This window comes from Enterobacter sp. ECC-019, from assembly GCF_043974075.1.
Lineage (GTDB): Bacteria > Pseudomonadota > Gammaproteobacteria > Enterobacterales > Enterobacteriaceae > Enterobacter > Enterobacter asburiae_D.
Genome location: NZ_CP143759.1, coordinates 2,327,582 through 2,345,241, shown reverse-complemented (window position 1 = coordinate 2,345,241; position 17,660 = coordinate 2,327,582). Strand labels below are relative to the sequence as shown.

The window sequence follows — 17,660 nt, the reverse complement described above, 5'->3', positions numbered from 1 at the left end:
ATCAGACCCACAGTAGCGACAGCAGGAAGACCATTTCGCCAATCTCTTCCATCGCGCCCAGGGTATCCCCCGTCAGCCCGTTCAGTCGGCGGCTTAAAAAGGTCTTTACGGCGTTGACGACAATCCAGGTGATGACGCTGGCGACCAGCCCCTGCATTCCCGCCAGCAGCCCTATGAGCGCCAGGCCAATGCAGAGGGTGATGACCGTCTCTTTGCCGCTGATATGGCCGAGATACGCGTTTGCCATTCCTGCACCTTCGCGCGCATAGTGCTGCCGGTACATGGCCAACACCATTCCCGTTCGCCCGACGATCGGCGCGCACACCAGCAGCGCAAACAGGGTATTAACCGGAAGGTGAGCCAGGGAGATCACCGCTGCGACCTTGATAAGAATGCAGAATACGATAGCCAGACCGCCGTAGGTCCCCAACCGACTATCGCGCATAATCTCCAGCATCCGTTCGCGGGTGCGGGCAGAAAAAACGCCATCGCAGGTGTCCGCCAGACCGTCCAGATGAAACCCGCCGGTCAGCAGCACCAGCGCCAGGACCCAGGCGACCGCGCCGATAGAGATCCCCCCGCCGGTCTGGCTCACCGCCAGATAGCCTAAGGCGGCCAGGACACCAACGATCAGGCCCACCACGGGGAACCAGGGGACGCCACGGCCATACTGTGAAAATTCAACGCCGTCGCTCCATTTTTGCGGCACCGGAATGCGGGTAATGAATCCCAGCGTCGCCCACAACATTTTTAACGGCATTTAATCTTTACTCCAATTCCCGAGACCACCAGCCACACTTCCTGCGCCGCCCGCGCCAGCCTTTGGTTCGCGCGCCCGGCAATATCAACAAAATGACGCGCCAGCCGATTCTCCGGCGTGATGCTCATGCCCAGCTCGTTGGTCACAATAAAAACCGGCGCCGCCGACTGCTGGCAGGCCGCAATCAGGTCGTCCACCTGCTGTTGCAGCACCGCCTCAAGCGCGGAAAAATCGAGGGTCTCCGGCGAAGCGCCGCCGCTGGCGTCATAAAGCAGGTTCGACAGCAGGGTGGTGACGCATTCCAGAACCACGCCTTCGCCCGGCTGCACATGATGGCGAATCACGTCGCCCAGATCGCGATGCCCTTCCCAGGTTCGCCAGTGCGCAGGACGCTGGGCGCGGTGCTTATCAACGCGCAGCGCCATCTCTTCATCGGTAATCACCGACGTCGCGATATACAGCACGCGCTCGCACTGCTGCGCCGCCAGCTGCTCGACGTGCGCGCTTTTCCCGCTGCGCGCGCCTCCGGTGACTAAAATCATGCGCCCTCCTCCTGATGCTCCCGCATTATTTGATAGATCTTTTTAATATCAATATGTTCTCTCATCGCGCTCGCCAGGATATCAAACTGTTGCGCTTTGTAGCCCGCGTAATCTACCGCAACGTCTAAGGGCGCCAGCCCTTTGCGCTGGCGTAGGCCGTCCACCATCGCGCGCGTGAAGGCATCGTTATCGAATAGCCCGTGGAGATAGGTCCCTATCACCTGCCCGTCAGCGCTGATGGCACCGTCCGCTATGCGCTCGCCCTCTTTTTCCAGAAACAGCGCCGGGCTATCGTCGGATGTCAGCCGGGTCTCTCCCATATGAATCTCATAGCCCTGCACCTTAATGCCCGCCGCCGACTTAAGCCACGACGGCAGCGCCGGTGCCATCTGCGCCGAGACCTGCGTCGTGGTTTTTCGCTGCGCGAAGCGGGTCACGGTATGGAGCAGCCCCAGCCCCGGCAGGGTTCCCAGCCCCGACTCCACCTCATCAATGATGGTGTCGCCAAGCATCTGGTAGCCCCCGCAAATGCCCATGACGGGCACGTTCTGCTGGTGGGACTGGAGTACAGCGTGCGCCATGCCGCTTTCCCGCAGCCAGGCCAGATCGCCCAGCGTATTTTTACTGCCGGGTAGAATCACGAGGTCAGCCCCCGCCAGCTCCTGGGGATAACGGACATAGCGCACGCGAACATCGGGCTGCGCCGCCAGGGCGTTAAAATCGGTGAAGTTGGAGATATGCGGTACCTGCACCACGGCAATGTCGATATCGCGCTCTGCGGTTCGCAGGTATTTTCCCTTTTGCAGCGCCACGCCGTCTTCATCTTCCAGATCCACATCCAGCCACGGCATCACGCCCAGCACGGGCACGCCGGTCAGGTTTTCTATCTGCTCAATACCCGAGTAAAGCAGCGCAACATCGCCACGAAATTTATTGATGATGACCCCTTTCACCCGTGCCCGCTCGTGGTCGTGTAAAAGCGCCAGCGTGCCGTAGATGGCGGCAAATACACCGCCTCTGTCAATGTCCGCCACGAGGAGCACCGGACACTGCGCCATTTCGGCCATTCCCATGTTGACGATATCGCGATCGCGCAGGTTAATCTCCGCCGGGCTGCCCGCCCCTTCCAGCACCAGCACGTCATACTCCCCGGCCAGGCTGTTATAGACGTCGCGGATCTGCTCCCGCAGGCGCGGTTTGTACTCGTGGTAGCTGACCGCGTCCATATCGGTTGCCACCTGCCCCATCAGCACCACCTGCGCTTTACGGTCGCTGGTCGGTTTTAACAGCACCGGATTCATCCGTACGTCCGGCGTAATCCCCGCCGCCTCAGCCTGAAATATCTGCGCGCGCCCCATCTCTTTTCCCTCCGGCGTGATACCGGAGTTGAGCGCCATATTCTGCGACTTAAACGGCGCGGTACGCAGGCCATCCTGATAAAAAATCCGGCACAGCCCCGCCACCAGGACGCTCTTTCCCACATCAGAAGCGGTGCCCTGCAACATAATTGCCTGCGTCATGAGGCCTCCTTCATTACGTTTTTTTGTCGCATACGGCTGAAAAATTCATCTTCGGTTTTACATAACGGCAGGCCAAGCTGTGCGTGCAGTTTGACGAGCCAGGGCTGCGTTAATCCGGCCCGTTCAATCAGTTCGCCGCGGGCAAAGACCTCACCCGGCGCGCCGTGCGCCAGCACTTCTCCCTGGCGCAGCACGTAGACGGCATCGCTGACTTCGTAAATCAGATCAATATCATGACTGGAGATCACCACGTGGTTCCCCTGCGCCACAATGCGCCTGATGATCTCGATCATCTGCGTGCGCCCTGAAGGATCGAGCCCGGCCGTGGGTTCGTCCAGCAGAAGATAGCGGGCCCCCAGCACCAGCGCTCCGGCAATGGCGACCCGCTTCTTTTGCCCATGGCTCAGGCACTGGATCGGCTGCTGGCGAAAACGCTGCGCGTCGACCAGCGTCAGCGCATCGTCGACGCGCCGCGCAATCTCCGGTTCCGCCACGCCCAGGTTGCGCAGGCTGAAGGCGATGTCGCTATCAATATCGGTATAAAAGATCTGCTGATCGGGATCCTGAAACACCGTTGCCACCTGCTGACGGAGCGCCAGCAGTCCGCGCTTGCTGTAGTCCAGCGGCTTCCCCTGCCACAGCACCGCCCCCTGCTGCGGCTTCAGCAGGCCGCTCAGGTTCATAAATAACGTCGACTTTCCGCAGCCATTAGCCCCGACCAGCCCGGTGACGGGATGGGTCGAAAAATCCAGCGTCAGCCCTTTGAGTACCTGCGCCTCCTGATAGCGAAACCAGAGATCGGCGGTGGTCAGCATGGTGCGATTCCTTACAGGGGAAAATCACCCTGGTAGAGTTTAATATCCAGCGTGGTCGCCATCTGCTGATAGCGAATCAGCACCCGGGTGAACAGCAAACCGACCAGCATCGCCAGCGAGCGATAGCCTTTTGGCAGGCTACGATAGCCAAAACGCAGCGTCTGCGCGCGGTGAATCGCCAGCGCTTCGTCTAACAGAATAAAAATAAAGCGCCAGGTCAGCAGGATCTGCTCGGTGAGCAGGCGCGGCACGCGCGCCCGCTTAAGCAGCACAATCAGCTGCGGAAACGGCAGGTTCAGCACCAGCCAGAAGGTCGCCGCCAGCGCGGCAAGGCTGCGCCAGAAGGTTTCATTGGCAACGGTCAGCCCGGACGCGGTTATCCCCAGCCAGTAGTGCCCCACCGGGACGCCTGCCGCCAGCGTGTGCGGGTCGCGGGTGACGCTAAAGAGGATCGTCAGCACGCCAACCAGCAGAAAGCCAAACGGCAGCGCCATCCAGCGGCACCAGCGCCAGAAGGTCATCCGCAGCAGCCAGCAGGTCAGTCCCGCCGTCAACGCCAGGACGATCCCCTGCCCCAGCGGCGGCAGCGCAAACGCCAGCATCATCAGCGCCAGCCAGAGCAGAAACTTGCGTTCCGGCGCCACGTGAGCCCAGCGGCTCTGGTAGCTAAGCCTGTCAAGCCCGGTCATCACGGCGCTGTCTGCCTTTGGTGTAGCCCAAAATATAGAAAATCACCGCTGCGCCAATGGACCCCTGGAGCGTAAACAGCAGGCTTTCAATTTCGCCGCTGGCGGGTTCATAGAGCGGCGTGAACCACGGCGTGTAATGCGGCGCCACAACCTGAATTTGATTTTCGGCTTCGCCATCCGAGCCGCCAAATTCACCCCCGTGATCGATAAAAAATGGCAGTACGATCAGAGCAAGCACCATCGCCAACAGCATCAGCGTCTTTTTCATCTCAGTGTCCTTGTGCGGTAATCAACTGACGTTTGGTCAACTGGTCATAAATCATGACGGTTAACAGCCCCTCCGCGATGGCGATGGGGATCTGCGTCAGGCAGAAAATGCCCATGAATTTCACAATCGAACCCGTTGCACCTGTCGCCGGGTCCGGGAACGCCGCGCCAAGCTGGACCGAGGTGACAAAATAGGTCACCAGATCCGCCAGCATCGCGCACAAAAATACCCCGACGTCACGACGGATCCCGGCACGGCAGGCCATCTTCCACACCATGTACCCGACAACCGGCCCAATCACCGCCATCGACATGCCGTTCGCGCCAAGCGTGGTTAACCCGCCGTGCGCCAGCAGCAGCGCCTGAAACAGCAGCACGATGGCGCCGAGAATGGCGACGACGCCCGGCCCGAACAGAATCACGGCGAGCCCCACGCCGGTCGGATGCGAGCAACTGCCGGTCACCGAAGGGATCTTCAGCGCCGACAGCACGAAAATAAATGCCCCGCACAGCGCCAGCAGGACTTTCTGGTGGCTATCCTCCTGCACGATACGGCGCAGGCGCACCAGCCCGTACCACAGACACGGTAAGAAGATCAGCCACCACGCCAGCGCCCACATCGGCGGTAAAAACCCTTCCATGATGTGCATCGCGAACGCCTGCTCCGGCACCACCATCAGCAATAGCGCCGCCGCCAGGCCACTTAATGACAGCTGTTTAAGCTGTTGTTCGAGTTTCATTGCGCATACTCCCACTGTTTGTTGACCAGAATGGTCGAGAAATAGGGTAACGGCTGGTCGTCAGCAACCTCATCCAGATGCCGCCAGCACTGCTCGCCGTGGAGCGTGGCCTCTGACATCATCAGCGCGCAGTTCAGCAGCCCGGCCTGCGTCAGCAGCGCTTTGATGCGCGCAAACCGGCCATAGACCTTCATCAGCACCAGGCTGTCGTGCTGCTGCAGCGCCTGCGCAATCTCCGCTTCCGGCGCGGTGCATGCGATCACCGCCAGCGACTGCTGTTCCATCGCCAGCGGCGTTTTGGACCGCGCGGCAATCGCGGCAAACGACGTCACGCCGGGCACAATTTCCAGCCAGTCCGGGCTGCCGATGCGCTGAAGTAAGAACACCCAGGTGCTGAACAGCATGGCGTCGCCCAGGGTGATAAAGCCAACCTGTTTTCCGGCGTTCACCTCCGTCACTAACGCGTCGGCCACCGCATCCCACACCGCCTCCTTTTCGGCGCTGTCGGCGCTCATGGGAAAGTGGCAGCAGCGGATTTCAGTCTGCTTGCCGACATATTCACGAACGATAGAAAGCGCCAGGCTATCGCCGCCCTTGCGGCCCGCCGGGGCGTAGAGAATATCCAGCGAGCCGAGGATCCGTGAGGCGCGCACGGTGATGAGGTCCGGCGCGCCCGGCCCGGTACTGAGGGCGTACAGTTTGCCGCTCATGCTGCCTCCTCCATCGCCACGCTCAGCGCCTGCTGGAGATGGGCAACGAACATCGCGCGCACCGCCGGGTTTTCACCCAGCCCGCTCAGCCACGGCGTTGCCGGGATCCCGGCGGCGTTAAACAACGTCTTCCAGGAGTCCTCGTCGTCAGAGGCCATATCGTTGATGGCGTGATCGCCGGCCACCAGCATCAGCGGCATCAGATGCACGGCGGTGACGCCTTGTTTACCAAGGCTCTCAATCAGGATGTCGACTTCCGGATAGCTCTCCACCGCGCCGACGCGGGCCGGGAAGCCCTGGGCCATCATCATGTGATCGAGGCAGGCATAGGCCGCAAAGGCGTGATGGCTGGCGCCGTGGCCCATAAACACCACTTTTTCCGTGGCTCCAAGCGTCGGCATCTGCTGTTGCAACGCGCGCATCAGTTGTGCGTAATCGTCGTGGCTGCTCAGCAAAGGTACCCCCAGCGTCAGGCGAGTAAACAGCGGGCGCAGGCTCTGCACTTCACGGACGATTTTCTCGTACTCATCGCCGTTGATGATGTGCAGGGACTGGATCGCCACGTCCTGATATCCCTGAGCCGCAAGTTTTTTCAGCGCCTGCAGCGGCGTATCGATCTCAATGCCGTCACGCTGTTTGAGCTTGCGAATAATCATCCCGGAGGTGAATGCCCGAAACGGCTCGCGGTCAGGGCAGCTTTCCGCCAGCGCACGCTCGCAGGCCACAATGTTTTTCTCGCAGGTATCGTGGTAGCTGGTACCAAAGCTGACCACCAGAAGCGCCTTTTTCATCTCTAACTCCTTAAGCAGCGGCCAGCCAGCGGGCTAAGCGCCCGGCGAATGCGGCCTGACTTTCCAGTAACTCGTCTCCCGTCACCAGCGGCGCCGGGCGTGTAATCACGATGCAGGGGATGCCCGCATCCAGACAGGGTTGAACCTTTTCCCGATAGCCGCCTTCCGCACCGGACGCTTTGGTGATCATCACGTCAGCCCGGCACTGGCGGTAAAACGCCGCGTTAAACTCAGCGCTGAAGGGCCCGCACATCGCGAAGATCTCGGTAACGCCAAAGCCAAGCCCGGCGCATTGCTCAAGGACCTCGGGCACCGGCAGCACCCGGGCCAGCAGCGTTTTCTCCGGCAGCCCGGCGCGCCAGCGCGCCAGATCTTTACTGCCGGTGGTCAACAGCACGCGTTCGCCCAGCCGCCGCGCGACGTCGCAGGCCTCGTCAATTCCCGGCACGCTGTAGAGCAGCGGATGCGTCAGCTCGCTGAGCTGTTCGGGGCGCTGATAGCGGCTAAGCAACACGCCCACCGCTTCACAGGCCGTCAGGATGTTGCGGCTGACCACCTCGGCGTAGGGATGCGATGCGTCAATCACCCAGCGGGTCCTGTTTTTTGCAAGCCAGTTAACCATCTGCTGCGGCTCAAGGCGGCCACAGCGCACCCGGCCGTTAATGTCGCCCGCCAGCCGCTGCCCGGTGGGCGTCGCCACCGACAGGGTGTAGGCCACGCCCGCCGCGTCCAGCTGCTGGCAGATCGCGCGGGCGTCGCTGGTGCCGCCCATGACCAGCACGTCGCCATAGTTCACAGCACATAGCCCCGGGGCGTGATCATCAGCCCCTCCTGCACCCAGGTGGCCTTATTTCCGACGATCACCAGGCTTGTCATATCGACCGGCTCAAAGTCCATGTCGCCCAGCGTGGTCAGCCACTTCTCCTGCTTTTTACGCCCGGCAGACTTCACTACCCCTACCGGCGTTTGCGGGCTTTTGCTGGCGGACAGCAGCTCAAACGCCCGCGCCAGGTGGCCCTCGCGACCCCGGCTGCGCGGGTTATAGAAACAGATGACAAAGTCCGCTTCTCCCGCGGCGACAATACGTTTTTCGATGACCGGCCACGGCGTCAGCAGATCGCTCAGGCTGATATGGCAAAAATCGTGCATCAGCGGCGCGCCAAGCAGAGACGCGGCGGCGATACTGGCCGTCATCCCGGGGATCAGGCGAACCTCAACGTCCAGCTTCTGTTTGCTGACCAACTCCAGCACCAGCCCCGCCATGCCATAAATACCGGCGTCGCCGCTGCTGATAAGCGCGACGTTATGCCCGGCCTGCGCCAGCTCGATCGCCGCCTGACAGCGTTCAATCTCTTTGCACATACCGGTTTTGATCACCTGTTTGTCACCGGTGAAGGCCTTCACCAGATGGGTGTAGGTTTTGTAGCCAACGATGATTTCTGCCGCCTGCAGCGCGTCCACGGCTTCCATGGTCATCATGGCCTGCGAGCCAGGGCCGATTCCAATTACGGTTAACATCAGTGTGAAACTCCCAAAGTGATAGTGACGCCCTGTTCGCGCAGGGTTTCTCCTCGTAGCTGCCCATGGCTCAGCAGCCACGCTGCCGGTCCCGAGACGCTCCCTACCCCAACCGTCTGGCGTACAAACGGTGAAGCCGGAAAGCGATGTTCGTGCTCACGCAGCGCGTCAGCGGTAAAGGTTTCAAACGGCACGCCCCAGCAGGCGGCAAGCTGAAGCAGGCCCGCTTCGTCCTTTTTAAGGGAGACGCTGCCAATCGCTTTCAGCGCCAGCGGATCGAACTGCTGCGCCTCAAGCTGACGCGCGAGCAGCGTTGCCAGCAGCGGAAACGGCGTGTCGCGTCGACAGCCGATGCCCGCCACGACCCGCTGAGGGACCAGCTTCCAGTGCGGCAACGGCAGTTCCGGCAGCGTGTTGCGCAGCGTGATACACACCAGCGCATCCAGTTCCGGGCGGTGCTGCAGGTCGCTCACGGTGATAAACCCGCGCCGATCGCACCGACTGACGTCGTCGTCGAGTTCCGCATCCCACCACAGCCCTACCCGCTGGTGGCTCACCAGCATCTGGTTGACGATTTTTACCGTCGTTCGGAAATCGCTCATTCGGGCATTCAGCTGGAAGGCAAGGGTATCCAGCGCGGCCATCTCGTTGACGTCCGTGGCGGTGGTAATCACCGGATCCGCCCCCAGCATTCCCGCCAGATCGCGGGTCAGCGCATTCGCCCCGCCAGCATGGCCGGAAAGCAGGCTGATGACGTGCTGCCCACGCTCGTCGATCACCACCACCGCCGGGTCGCTCAGTTTGTCGTGGATGAGCGGTGCCAGGACGCGCACCGCAATGCCGGTTGCACCGATAAAAACCAGCGCCGGGTAGTGCGTGAACGCCTCGCGAACCGCCGCGGCAAAGCCCCCGTCGAAGGAGACAAAGCCCTCTTCCTGCAGGCGCTCGCTGGTAAAGCAGGTGACCGGCAGCATCGTCGCCAGGCGCTTCGCCAGCCGGACGCCGCCCGGCGTCAGGCAAAACAGCGCGATGGACTCAGGCTTTACGGTATTCATGGCTAAAATCCGCGGCATAGAGTTTTGAGTAGTGATACTCCTCGCCCAGGAACTTCCCGACCAGGATGAGCGCCGTTTTGCGGATCCCCGCCTCGCGTACTTTGTCGGCGATATCCGCCAGCGTGCCGCGTACGGTGTGGCTTTCCGGCCAGGTCGCTTTATAAATGACGGCAACGGGCGTGGTGGCCGGATAACCGCCCTCAATCAGGCGTTCCGCCACCCGGTGAATACGCTGGACCGAGAGATAAATCGCCATGGAGGTCTGATGACTGGCAAATGACTCCAGCTGTTCACGCGCCGGCACCGGCGTGCGGCCTTCAAGGCGGGTAATAATCAGGCTCTGTGAGACTTCAGGCACGGTGTATTCCACCCCAAGCTCCGCCGCGGCGCCGAGGAAGGCGCTGACGCCGGGCACCACCTGCCAGGCGATGCCGCGTTTGGTCAGCTCTTCGCCCTGCTCGCGGACGGAGCCGTAGAGCGAGACATCCCCGGTCTGTAAACGTACCACCGTTTTTCCGGCCTTCACGCCCGCCGCCATCAGGTCAATTATCTGTTCTAAATGGAGTTCCGCACTGTCGTGGCATTCGGCCCCCTGCGGGCAATACGCCAACAGTTCGGTATTGATCAGCGAACCGGCATAGATAACCACCTGCGCCTGCTGCAGCAGCCGGTAGCCCTTGAGCGTGATGAGCTCACGGTCACCGGGACCTGCTCCGACAAACCACACGCAACGGGAATCAAACGTCTCAGACATGGTGTTCTTCCTTCTGACAGGCGATAACAAAAACGGGATTATTCGGTTTGAAATAGTGGCCGCTGCCGAGCGGGGTCAGCGCGGAGACCTGCATTTGCAGGCAATCAATGTCCTGGACGCCGACCTGCTGCAGATGGGCCAGCGCGGTATGGAGGTTTTCCATCAGGATAAACGTCATCACCAGACGTCCGCCCGGATGTAGCTGGCGCAGGGACCAGTCAATGAGCGAGGTCAGATGGCCGCCGCTGCCGCCCATAAATACCGCATCGGCCTTATCCGCTACCGGCAACGGCGCGACGCCGGGCAAAATCGCGATATTGCGGCAGGCAAAATGCTGGCGATTTTCCGCAAGCAGCCGCAGGGCCGCAGGGTTACGCTCAATGGCCGTCACCCGCAGCGAGGGAAACAGCAGCGCCGCCTCTATCGACACGCTCCCGGTCCCCGCGCCGACGTCAATCAGGTGGCTGGCGCGGTGCAGCTCGAGCTTCGTGAGGGCCAGCGCGCGTACCGCCTCTTTGGTCATCGGCACCGTTTCGCCGCGCAGAAACAGTTCATCTTTCATCGAGGATCACCACCGCATTCATCTCATAGTCGGCACTGACCTCACTGACGGGCAGCCAGTGGATCCGTTCGTTTTCCATCGCCAGGTTTTCACCAATCACCATCCAGCGATGGCCCTTACCGCGCGCCACCAGCTGCGCGGCAATCTCTTTCGGCCCGCACTGGCTATCGGTGACCATCGCCACTTTGCGATGCCGCGCCAGCTCGTCCACATTCACGCTGCGGCCATGGCTGCTGGTGAGCCACATCTCATTCATATCAATACCCGCCTGCGCGCACAGGTACTGCACCGCGCTGATGCCGGGAATAATGCGCACGCGCGCAATACCGAAATGCGCCACCATCCGCGATCCGATGCCGTAAAAGAGCGGATCGCCGGAGGCCACAATCACCACCTTTTTCTCCTGACGTGCCTCAACCCAGGCCAGCAGCGCCGGAATGTTGGCGCCCAGGACAAACGTCTCGCCGCAAAACGCCGGGAACTGCAACAGATGGCGTTTTCCGCCGACCAGCGCATCGGCGCGATCGATGGCTTCACGCGCAGCGGGCGTCATCAGGCGCAATCCCGCAGGCCCCATTCCCACGACCGTTAACATTGCAGCTCCCGGGCTATCGCCTCGACCGGGCGGTTGCTGCCCAGCACCTGGTTATCAAAGGAAAACAGAATGGCGTCGCAGGTCGGCGGATTTTTGGTAAAGCGCAGCATCTGCATTACGCGCAGGCAGATCCGTTCGGCAAGGTGGCTGTAAAGCGCCTGAAAACCCCAGGCGTCGATGTGCTCCATCGCCGCTTCGGTGGTATCGCACTCGCTGACGACGGTGAGTAATTCCCGCGGCGCGCCGAGCAGCGCCAGATGCGCCACCAGCGTTTCCATGCGCGCATCGGCGATATGGCTGTGGGTGTGGAATATCCCGGCGGCAATTTTGATGAGCTTGCCGGGATGGCCGACCAGCACTATCTGGCGAAACCCCAGCCGCACCGCCTCTTCGATCATGTAGCCGACAAAGTTGCTCATGGTGACCACGACATCTTTATCGATGCCCATCTGCTCGCGCACAAAGCGTTCGCCATGATTGCCCGGCACCAGCACGACCCGCTCCAGCCCGGCCGCGCGTTTAATCTCCAGTTCCAGAGAAAGCGAGCGTTTCCAGCTCTCCTCTGACATCGGCGTGACAATCCCGGTGGTGCCGATGATTGAAATACCGCCCAGGATCCCGAGGCGTGAGTTGTAGGTTTTCTGCGCCCGCTCTTCGCCTTCAGGCGCGAAGATTTCAACGTCGGCCCCGCGCGTCGGGCCAATCGCCTCGCGCACGACGGACTCAATGGTGTGACGCGGGGTGCGGTTGATCGCCGCGCTGCCGATGGGCAGGCCAATGCCTTTGCGCGTCACGGTCCCCACGCCCTCGCCGCCCGCCAGCGTAATCTCGCCGCTGTCGTTGAGCGTCACGCGGGCGAAAATCAGCATGCCGTGGGTGGCGTCGACGTCATCACCGCCATCTTTGCGGATGGCCGCCATCGCCTGCTGCCCTTCGATGTGCGGCGATTCCACGTTCAGACACAGCGTGACGCCGGAGGGCGTCACAATGGAGACCTGATGAATGAGGTGCTGGCGCAGCACCATCAGCGCGGCGACTTTCGCTGCCGCGGTCGCGCAGGAACCGGTGGTGTAGCCTTTACGTAATGCCTTCCCGTTATGCCATACCGGGGCATCGAAGGTGGACTCGCTCATCGCGCCCCCTGCAGGTAGTAGAGCATGGCGTTCATAATCGCCGCCGCCACATTGCTGCCACCTTTGCGCCCGAGTGCCGCAATCGCGGGCAAATGGCTGTGCGTCAGCGCCTCTTTCGATTCCGCCGCCCCCACAAACCCCACCGGTACCCCCACCACGCCGCTGACGGCAACATCATGCTCAAGCAGGCGAAACAGCGCCGTGGGCGCATTGCCAAAGACGAAGATCTTCTCGCTCTCTTCCGTCACCGCGATATCCACTGCCGCCATCGAGCGGGTAATTCCCTGTGCTTTTGCCTGGGCCACCACCCGCGGGTCGCTGATATAGCAGCGGCATTCGCCCCCGAATGTGGCCAGCAGCGTTTTGTTGATCCCGGAGAGCGCCATCGTGGTATCGGTATAGATAACGGACGGGCGACAGAGCGCCGCGCAAAGCTGCTCCAGCGCGTCATCTGAAAACCAGAGAATATCCAGCCAGTCGAAATCTGCGGTGGTATGGATCACCCGCTTGACGATCGCCTCATGCAGCGGGCTGGCGAACCGGTACTTCGGCCGCGTTTCGCGAATGATTTCGCCAATGATGTCGAAACTTTTGGCTTCAATCGCCTGGGGTTGCTGGATGTATTGCATTGTCTTTTGTCCTCAGGCCACGCCAGCCATCAGCCAGCGTGCTGCGATAAACAGCGCCAGCGCCAGGGTGGAGGAAACCCACATCAGTCGGATGGTTCGGGAAATGTCGTCTACCGCAATCGGGCGCAGCGCGTCGCCGATCCACGGCTTTTCCACGCGCTGGCCAAAATAGGTGTTGGGTCCGCCAAGCCGGATGCCCAGCGCACCGGCAACCGTCGCTTCTGCCCACGCGCAGTTGGGGCTGCTGTGGTTGTAGCGGTCGCGCCAGCCGACGCGCAGCGCGCGGGGAAAATCGTCACGGCATAGCCACGCCGCAGCGCTCAGCAAGAGCCAGCTCAGGCGCGCGGGGATATAGTTCGCCACGTCATCCATACGGGCGCTGACCATGCCGATTGCGCGGTATTTTTCATGCTTGTAGCCCACCATTGAATCGAGGGTATTCACCGCCTTATAGGCCATCGCCAGCGGCGCGCCGCCCAGCAGGAGGAAGAACAGCGGGGCGATAACGCCGTCGACCGTGTTCTCCGCGACGGTCTCCACCACCGCCCGGTTGATCTGTTCCGGCTGAAGCTGAGAGGTATCACGCCCCACTATCCATGAGAGCTTTTCGCGGCTTTCATTAAGGTCGCCCGCCCGCAGAGGGCGTTCAACATCCCGTGCGGCGTTTGCCAGACTGCGCCCGGCCAGCACGGTAAATATCATCCACACCTCAATCGCCCAGCCCAACCAGGGATGAACCCACCGTCCGAGCGCCAGCACGCCCCAGGCCATGCCCCAGGTCAGCCCCACTACCGCCAGCCACATGACGCCGCCGCCCACGCGCAACGCCGCGTCGGTATGGCAGCAGCGGCGGATCCCCCGCTGCACCGTATTGATCAGGTTGCCTATCCAGCGCACCGGATGCGGCCAGTGTTGCGGGTCGCCGATGATGACATCGAGCAGCCACGCGAGGCACCAGGCAATCAAGGTCATATCGCTCCCCTCGCCGCCGTCAGCCAGCGGCTGAGCATCATGGGGCGTTGGGCAAAATGGAGGTGCAGGTAGCCTGCGAACGTGTTGCCAACCTGCCAGCCACCCGCCCATTCCTGCATCGTCACGCCATCGCGCACTTTGCGGCACGCCAGCACCGCAGGGGTTTGCGGGGTGAAGTCGGAATAGTGAAATTCATGCCCACGCAGCACCTCCCCGCTATCGGCCAGCAGCGTGGGCTGGCGCGCCTGCGCCTCACAGTAGCCAAAACGGGTCAGCCGTTTACCCATCCTGCTGTGGCCGGGGATAATATTGGCCATCCGGTGGGTGACCCCCTCGCTATCCTCCAGCGTGGTGCCGAGGTACATCAGCCCGCCACACTCGGCGTAGATCGCCACGCCGCGCCGGTGCGCCTCCCGCAGGCTGGCGAGCATCGCGGTGTTTTCCGCAAGCCGTGCCGCATGCAGCTCCGGGTAACCGCCCCCGAGCCAGACCATCTGGCAGTCAGGTAAACGGCTATCGCGCAGCGGGCTAAAGCGGATAATGTCGACCCCGGTACGTTCGAGCAGCGTGATGTTATCCGGGTAATAGAAGTTGAAGGCCTCGTCATCGGCCATCGCGAGCGTCAACCCGCGACCGGCGTCCCCGTCAGGAAGCGCGGGCCAGGCGCCCTGCGGCAGCGACGCCATCTGGCTGAGCGCGAGAAGTTGCCCGATATCCAGCGTTCGTTCGAGAATGGCGGCAAAATTCTGCCAGGTCTGCGGGTCCGAGACCGACTCCCGGGCGGTGACCAACCCAAGATGGCGTTCGGGCAAACCGACGCCCTCAACGTGCGGCACATAGCCCAGGACGGGTACCGCGCAGTAGTGCTCAATGGCCGTTTTGAGCAGCTGATAATGTGATTCGCTGTTGACGCGATTAACAATCACCCCGGCAATATTGAGGGTGGGATCGAACCGCTGAAAGCCCATTACGGTAGCGGCAATCGACGTAGAAACCGCCTTGCCGTCCACCAGCAGAATCACCGGACAGCCCAGCTGTTTCGCCATCGCGGCGGTGCTGCAATAGTTCGGATCGGTGCCGTAGCCGTCATACAGCCCCATCACGCCTTCAATGACCGCGATATCCGCCTGCTGCATATGCTCGCAAAACAGCGCGTTGAGTATCGGTTCAGGAAGCATGAAGCTGTCGAGGTTGCGGGAGGCGGTGCCGCTGACGTTGGTATGCCAGCCGGTGTCAAGATAGTCAGGACCGACTTTGTACGGCTGGACGCGTAATCCACGCTGTTTTAACAGACTCAACAGGCCCAGCGTTACCGTGGTTTTACCACAACCGCTTCCGGTACCTGCCAGAACAAACGCGTACTGCATTGCCGCCATGACCCCGATCCTGTCCAGGGTGGTAGGGAGGTATAGATACACGTCATCCCAGTCTTTCGACTGTATGATGCATCAGTACAACCCACTTCCCACCGAAGTTGTTGAACGTTCCCGACAGGCAGGTCTTCTGGCTTAGCGTCCTCCTTGCCCGTCCTTCCCAATCTCGCGATCAGTGGTCATTACGGGGTCGTCAGCATCACAGCAGCGGGGGCTGCGGGGGATTGTCACCCCCTTCCCTGCCACAAATGTGGCAAAACCTGTCGGCTTACATTATGAAAAAGAGTACGTTCTCAAAACAGCAATGCTATTTACGACGCTTCAATTCACCTTAGGCAAATACTTAACCGCAAATGAAAACCATGCTGAGTAAAACGTGGCGTCAGAATAATTGGCGCCCTTCTCAATAACTCAACGTTTTATCACAAAAAATAAAAAGCAAAGATAATTACGCTTAAAATCTCAATATTTATTGCGCTATGACAAGTTATTGCACCACTTGATATTTTTTCATTTTATCGTGATCAAAATTCATCAGGATATTAAAATCCGGCAAACACATAATATTGCTATTCAACGCAGGGCCGTGTGGTTTAATTTATGCATTACGCGTTCAGCAGGATCGCAGACTAATATGTAGGTTGTGCAGGGGGGAATTTGCGATATATCAAGGTAAGAGGAATATCCTCATGACACTATGCTCCAGAAATTGCTGAGCAGAAAGGTGGAAAGGTGGCTGTTGCGCAATGCCCCGCGTCGTGCGGTGAGCTTATCCAGGGCTGGATCTTGGGCAGTGAGAAGCTGGTCTCCTGCCCTGTCGAATGGTACAGCACCGTTGAGGTGAGCCAAGGCTCGCCCGTGGCGGATGAACGCCCGCTGTCGCGCGCGATGGTCGAGCGGTTACTTCAGCACTGGCACTACCCGGCGCAGCTAAGCCAGGATATCCGCATTGACGTGCACTCGACCATCCCGGTTGCCAAAGGGATGGCCAGCAGCACCGCAGATATTGCCGCCACCGCCGTCGCCACCGCCCGTCATCTGGGGCATCAGCTCGACGAAAGCACGCTGGCAGCGCTTTGCGTTTCGCTCGAACCCACTGACAGTACCGTGTTTCGCCAGTTGACCCTTTTCGATCATAACGACGCTTCCACGCAGATTGCCTGCGACGCCCAGCCCGATCTCGACCTGCTTGTTCTCGAAAGTCCGCAAACGCTGCGCACGGCAGACTACCACCGCATTCCGCGTCAGGCGGGGCTACAGGCCGGTGCGCCAGCGCTGAAACGCGCGTGGGAAAAAGTCCGGGAGTCCTGTCTGACGCAAAACCCTTACCGGCTGGGCGAAGCGGCAACCCTCAGCGCCATCGCCAGCCAGAGGCTGTTGCCTAAACCGGATTTTGACGCGCTGCTCGCACTGGTGGAGGAGTGCGGTATTTACGGGGTGAACGTGGCGCACAGCGGCAGCGTGGTTGGGCTGATGCTGGACAGAAATAAAGACGATGTCGATTATGTGAAATGGCTGCTGGCGAAAAAACAGCTCACCCGCCACTGGCCTCAACAACACCTGCTGCGGATGGTAAAAGGCGGCGTGACGCTACTCTGACAGCAGCCTGTGAATAAGCCACTCGACCTGCTGCTTGACCTCTTGCTCGTGCTCCTGCGCTAAAGCCTGCTGCAGCGGAGCATGCCGGAAGAACGCGGCCCAAAATGCACGCTTGCGCTCCCGGTCACCGCATGCGCCATTAATCCTTTCACGAAGCGCCCCCGCCAGCCGCACGCTTTCCCGCATGCCCGCAGGAAGATGGTCTGCGACATGCGCTTTGAGGATCTTGCTGTAGACCGGTGCGTTGCCCCCGCAGCTCAGCGCAATAATGACCGGCGAATGGTCGATAATGGCCGGTGAGATAAAGGTGGCAGCCGAAGGGTCGTCGGTGACATTGCAAAAGACACGCTCCGCGCTGGCGGCCCCGGCGACCTGACGGTTCACCTGCCGATCGCTGGTCGCGGCAATGACCAGCCAGCATGACTGCAGATACTGCGGCGAAAACGTCGCCGGGAACCACTCGATGTCACCGCTCGCGTGCAGGCTGGCGAGTTCCGGCGTCAGGGTGGGCGCAACCAGGCGCAGCGCCGCTCCGGCGGCCAGCAGCCCCTTTGCCTTATGCGTCGCCACCTGCCCGCCCCCGACGATCAGGCAGCGTTTCCCCTTCAGGTTGCAAAAAATCGGGAAATAGTCCAT

Annotated in this window: 21 protein-coding genes and 1 riboswitch; of the genes, 1 reads left to right on the top strand and 20 read right to left on the bottom strand. The window is 60.9% G+C overall.

Features of this window, described 5'->3' with window-relative positions; translation table 11 throughout:
* Position 1: 1 nt before the first annotated feature.
* Genes cobS through V1566_RS10865 form a run of 19 tightly spaced genes read right to left on the bottom strand, consistent with a single transcriptional unit; the run spans position 2 to position 15,428 of the window.
* Entirely contained in the window at positions 2-760 is a 759-nt protein-coding gene (gene cobS / locus V1566_RS10955; protein WP_395305871.1) for an adenosylcobinamide-GDP ribazoletransferase, read from the bottom strand.
* On the bottom strand, positions 751-1,302 hold the full coding sequence (gene cobU, locus V1566_RS10950) for a bifunctional adenosylcobinamide kinase/adenosylcobinamide-phosphate guanylyltransferase (protein ID WP_395305870.1): 552 nt from the start codon (positions 1,300-1,302) through the stop codon (positions 751-753). The genes cobS and cobU overlap by 10 nt, the downstream gene beginning before the upstream one ends.
* Positions 1,299-2,822, bottom strand: a complete 1,524-nt coding sequence (locus V1566_RS10945; protein ID WP_395305869.1) for a cobyric acid synthase — start codon at positions 2,820-2,822, stop codon at positions 1,299-1,301. The genes cobU and V1566_RS10945 overlap by 4 nt, the downstream gene beginning before the upstream one ends.
* A complete protein-coding gene (locus V1566_RS10940; protein ID WP_032649044.1) occupies positions 2,819-3,637 on the bottom strand; it encodes an energy-coupling factor ABC transporter ATP-binding protein in 819 nt (272 codons plus the stop codon). The genes V1566_RS10945 and V1566_RS10940 overlap by 4 nt, the downstream gene beginning before the upstream one ends.
* A gap of 11 nt (positions 3,638-3,648) precedes the next feature.
* Positions 3,649-4,326 (bottom strand): energy-coupling factor ABC transporter transmembrane protein, encoded by a 678-nt coding sequence (locus V1566_RS10935; RefSeq protein WP_159515610.1) that lies wholly within the window; start codon positions 4,324-4,326, stop codon positions 3,649-3,651.
* On the bottom strand, positions 4,313-4,594 hold the full coding sequence (locus V1566_RS10930; RefSeq protein WP_024908226.1) for an energy-coupling factor ABC transporter substrate-binding protein: 282 nt from the start codon (positions 4,592-4,594) through the stop codon (positions 4,313-4,315). Before V1566_RS10930 ends, V1566_RS10935 begins: the two co-directional genes overlap by 14 nt.
* Position 4,595: 1 nt before the next feature.
* Positions 4,596-5,333 carry a cobalt ECF transporter S component CbiM gene (cbiM, locus tag V1566_RS10925; RefSeq protein ID WP_395305868.1) on the bottom strand — a complete coding sequence of 246 codons (738 nt, stop codon included), beginning with the start codon at positions 5,331-5,333 and terminating at the stop codon, positions 4,596-4,598.
* Positions 5,330-6,043, bottom strand: coding sequence for a cobalt-factor II C(20)-methyltransferase (locus V1566_RS10920; RefSeq protein ID WP_395305867.1), 714 nt, complete (start codon positions 6,041-6,043; stop codon positions 5,330-5,332). The genes cbiM and V1566_RS10920 overlap by 4 nt, the downstream gene beginning before the upstream one ends.
* Positions 6,040-6,834 carry a sirohydrochlorin cobaltochelatase gene (locus V1566_RS10915; protein WP_395305866.1) on the bottom strand — a complete coding sequence of 265 codons (795 nt, stop codon included), beginning with the start codon at positions 6,832-6,834 and terminating at the stop codon, positions 6,040-6,042. Before V1566_RS10915 ends, V1566_RS10920 begins: the two co-directional genes overlap by 4 nt.
* Positions 6,835-6,844: 10 nt before the next feature.
* Entirely contained in the window at positions 6,845-7,630 is a 786-nt protein-coding gene (locus V1566_RS10910) for a cobalt-precorrin-6A reductase (protein ID WP_395305865.1), read from the bottom strand.
* Positions 7,627-8,352: a precorrin-3B C(17)-methyltransferase gene (locus V1566_RS10905; RefSeq protein WP_395305864.1), complete on the bottom strand. Its 726-nt coding sequence runs from the start codon at positions 8,350-8,352 to the stop codon at positions 7,627-7,629. Before V1566_RS10905 ends, V1566_RS10910 begins: the two co-directional genes overlap by 4 nt.
* Positions 8,352-9,407, bottom strand: coding sequence for a cobalt-precorrin 5A hydrolase (cbiG, locus tag V1566_RS10900; protein ID WP_395305863.1), 1,056 nt, complete (start codon positions 9,405-9,407; stop codon positions 8,352-8,354). Before cbiG ends, V1566_RS10905 begins: the two co-directional genes overlap by 1 nt.
* Positions 9,388-10,161 (bottom strand): cobalt-precorrin-4 methyltransferase, encoded by a 774-nt coding sequence (locus V1566_RS10895; protein ID WP_208763720.1) that lies wholly within the window; start codon positions 10,159-10,161, stop codon positions 9,388-9,390. The genes cbiG and V1566_RS10895 overlap by 20 nt, the downstream gene beginning before the upstream one ends.
* The gene (locus V1566_RS10890) at positions 10,154-10,723 is read right to left on the bottom strand and encodes a decarboxylating cobalt-precorrin-6B (C(15))-methyltransferase (protein WP_395305862.1); all 570 of its coding nucleotides are present in this window, start codon (positions 10,721-10,723) and stop codon (positions 10,154-10,156) included. Before V1566_RS10890 ends, V1566_RS10895 begins: the two co-directional genes overlap by 8 nt.
* Positions 10,713-11,318, bottom strand: coding sequence for a cobalt-precorrin-7 (C(5))-methyltransferase (locus V1566_RS10885; protein WP_395305861.1), 606 nt, complete (start codon positions 11,316-11,318; stop codon positions 10,713-10,715). The genes V1566_RS10890 and V1566_RS10885 overlap by 11 nt, the downstream gene beginning before the upstream one ends.
* Positions 11,312-12,451 (bottom strand): cobalt-precorrin-5B (C(1))-methyltransferase CbiD, encoded by a 1,140-nt coding sequence (gene cbiD / locus V1566_RS10880; RefSeq protein ID WP_395305860.1) that lies wholly within the window; start codon positions 12,449-12,451, stop codon positions 11,312-11,314. The genes V1566_RS10885 and cbiD overlap by 7 nt, the downstream gene beginning before the upstream one ends.
* The gene (locus V1566_RS10875) at positions 12,448-13,080 is read right to left on the bottom strand and encodes a cobalt-precorrin-8 methylmutase (RefSeq protein WP_395305859.1); all 633 of its coding nucleotides are present in this window, start codon (positions 13,078-13,080) and stop codon (positions 12,448-12,450) included. The genes cbiD and V1566_RS10875 overlap by 4 nt, the downstream gene beginning before the upstream one ends.
* A 12-nt stretch (positions 13,081-13,092) precedes the next feature.
* Positions 13,093-14,052, bottom strand: a complete 960-nt coding sequence (gene cbiB / locus V1566_RS10870) for an adenosylcobinamide-phosphate synthase CbiB (protein WP_395305858.1) — start codon at positions 14,050-14,052, stop codon at positions 13,093-13,095.
* Positions 14,049-15,428, bottom strand: coding sequence for a cobyrinate a,c-diamide synthase (locus tag V1566_RS10865; RefSeq protein WP_395305857.1), 1,380 nt, complete (start codon positions 15,426-15,428; stop codon positions 14,049-14,051). The genes cbiB and V1566_RS10865 overlap by 4 nt, the downstream gene beginning before the upstream one ends.
* A gap of 99 nt (positions 15,429-15,527) precedes the next feature.
* A riboswitch (cobalamin riboswitch) is annotated at positions 15,528-15,704 on the bottom strand.
* A gap of 453 nt (positions 15,705-16,157) precedes the next feature.
* Between V1566_RS10865 and V1566_RS10860 the strand changes: the two genes are divergently transcribed.
* Positions 16,158-17,024: an L-threonine kinase gene (locus V1566_RS10860; RefSeq protein ID WP_395305856.1), complete on the top strand. Its 867-nt coding sequence runs from the start codon at positions 16,158-16,160 to the stop codon at positions 17,022-17,024.
* Here V1566_RS10860 and V1566_RS10855 read toward each other — a convergent pair.
* Positions 17,016-17,660: a bifunctional precorrin-2 dehydrogenase/sirohydrochlorin ferrochelatase gene (locus tag V1566_RS10855; RefSeq protein ID WP_395305855.1), complete on the bottom strand. Its 645-nt coding sequence runs from the start codon at positions 17,658-17,660 to the stop codon at positions 17,016-17,018. The genes V1566_RS10860 and V1566_RS10855 overlap by 9 nt on opposite strands.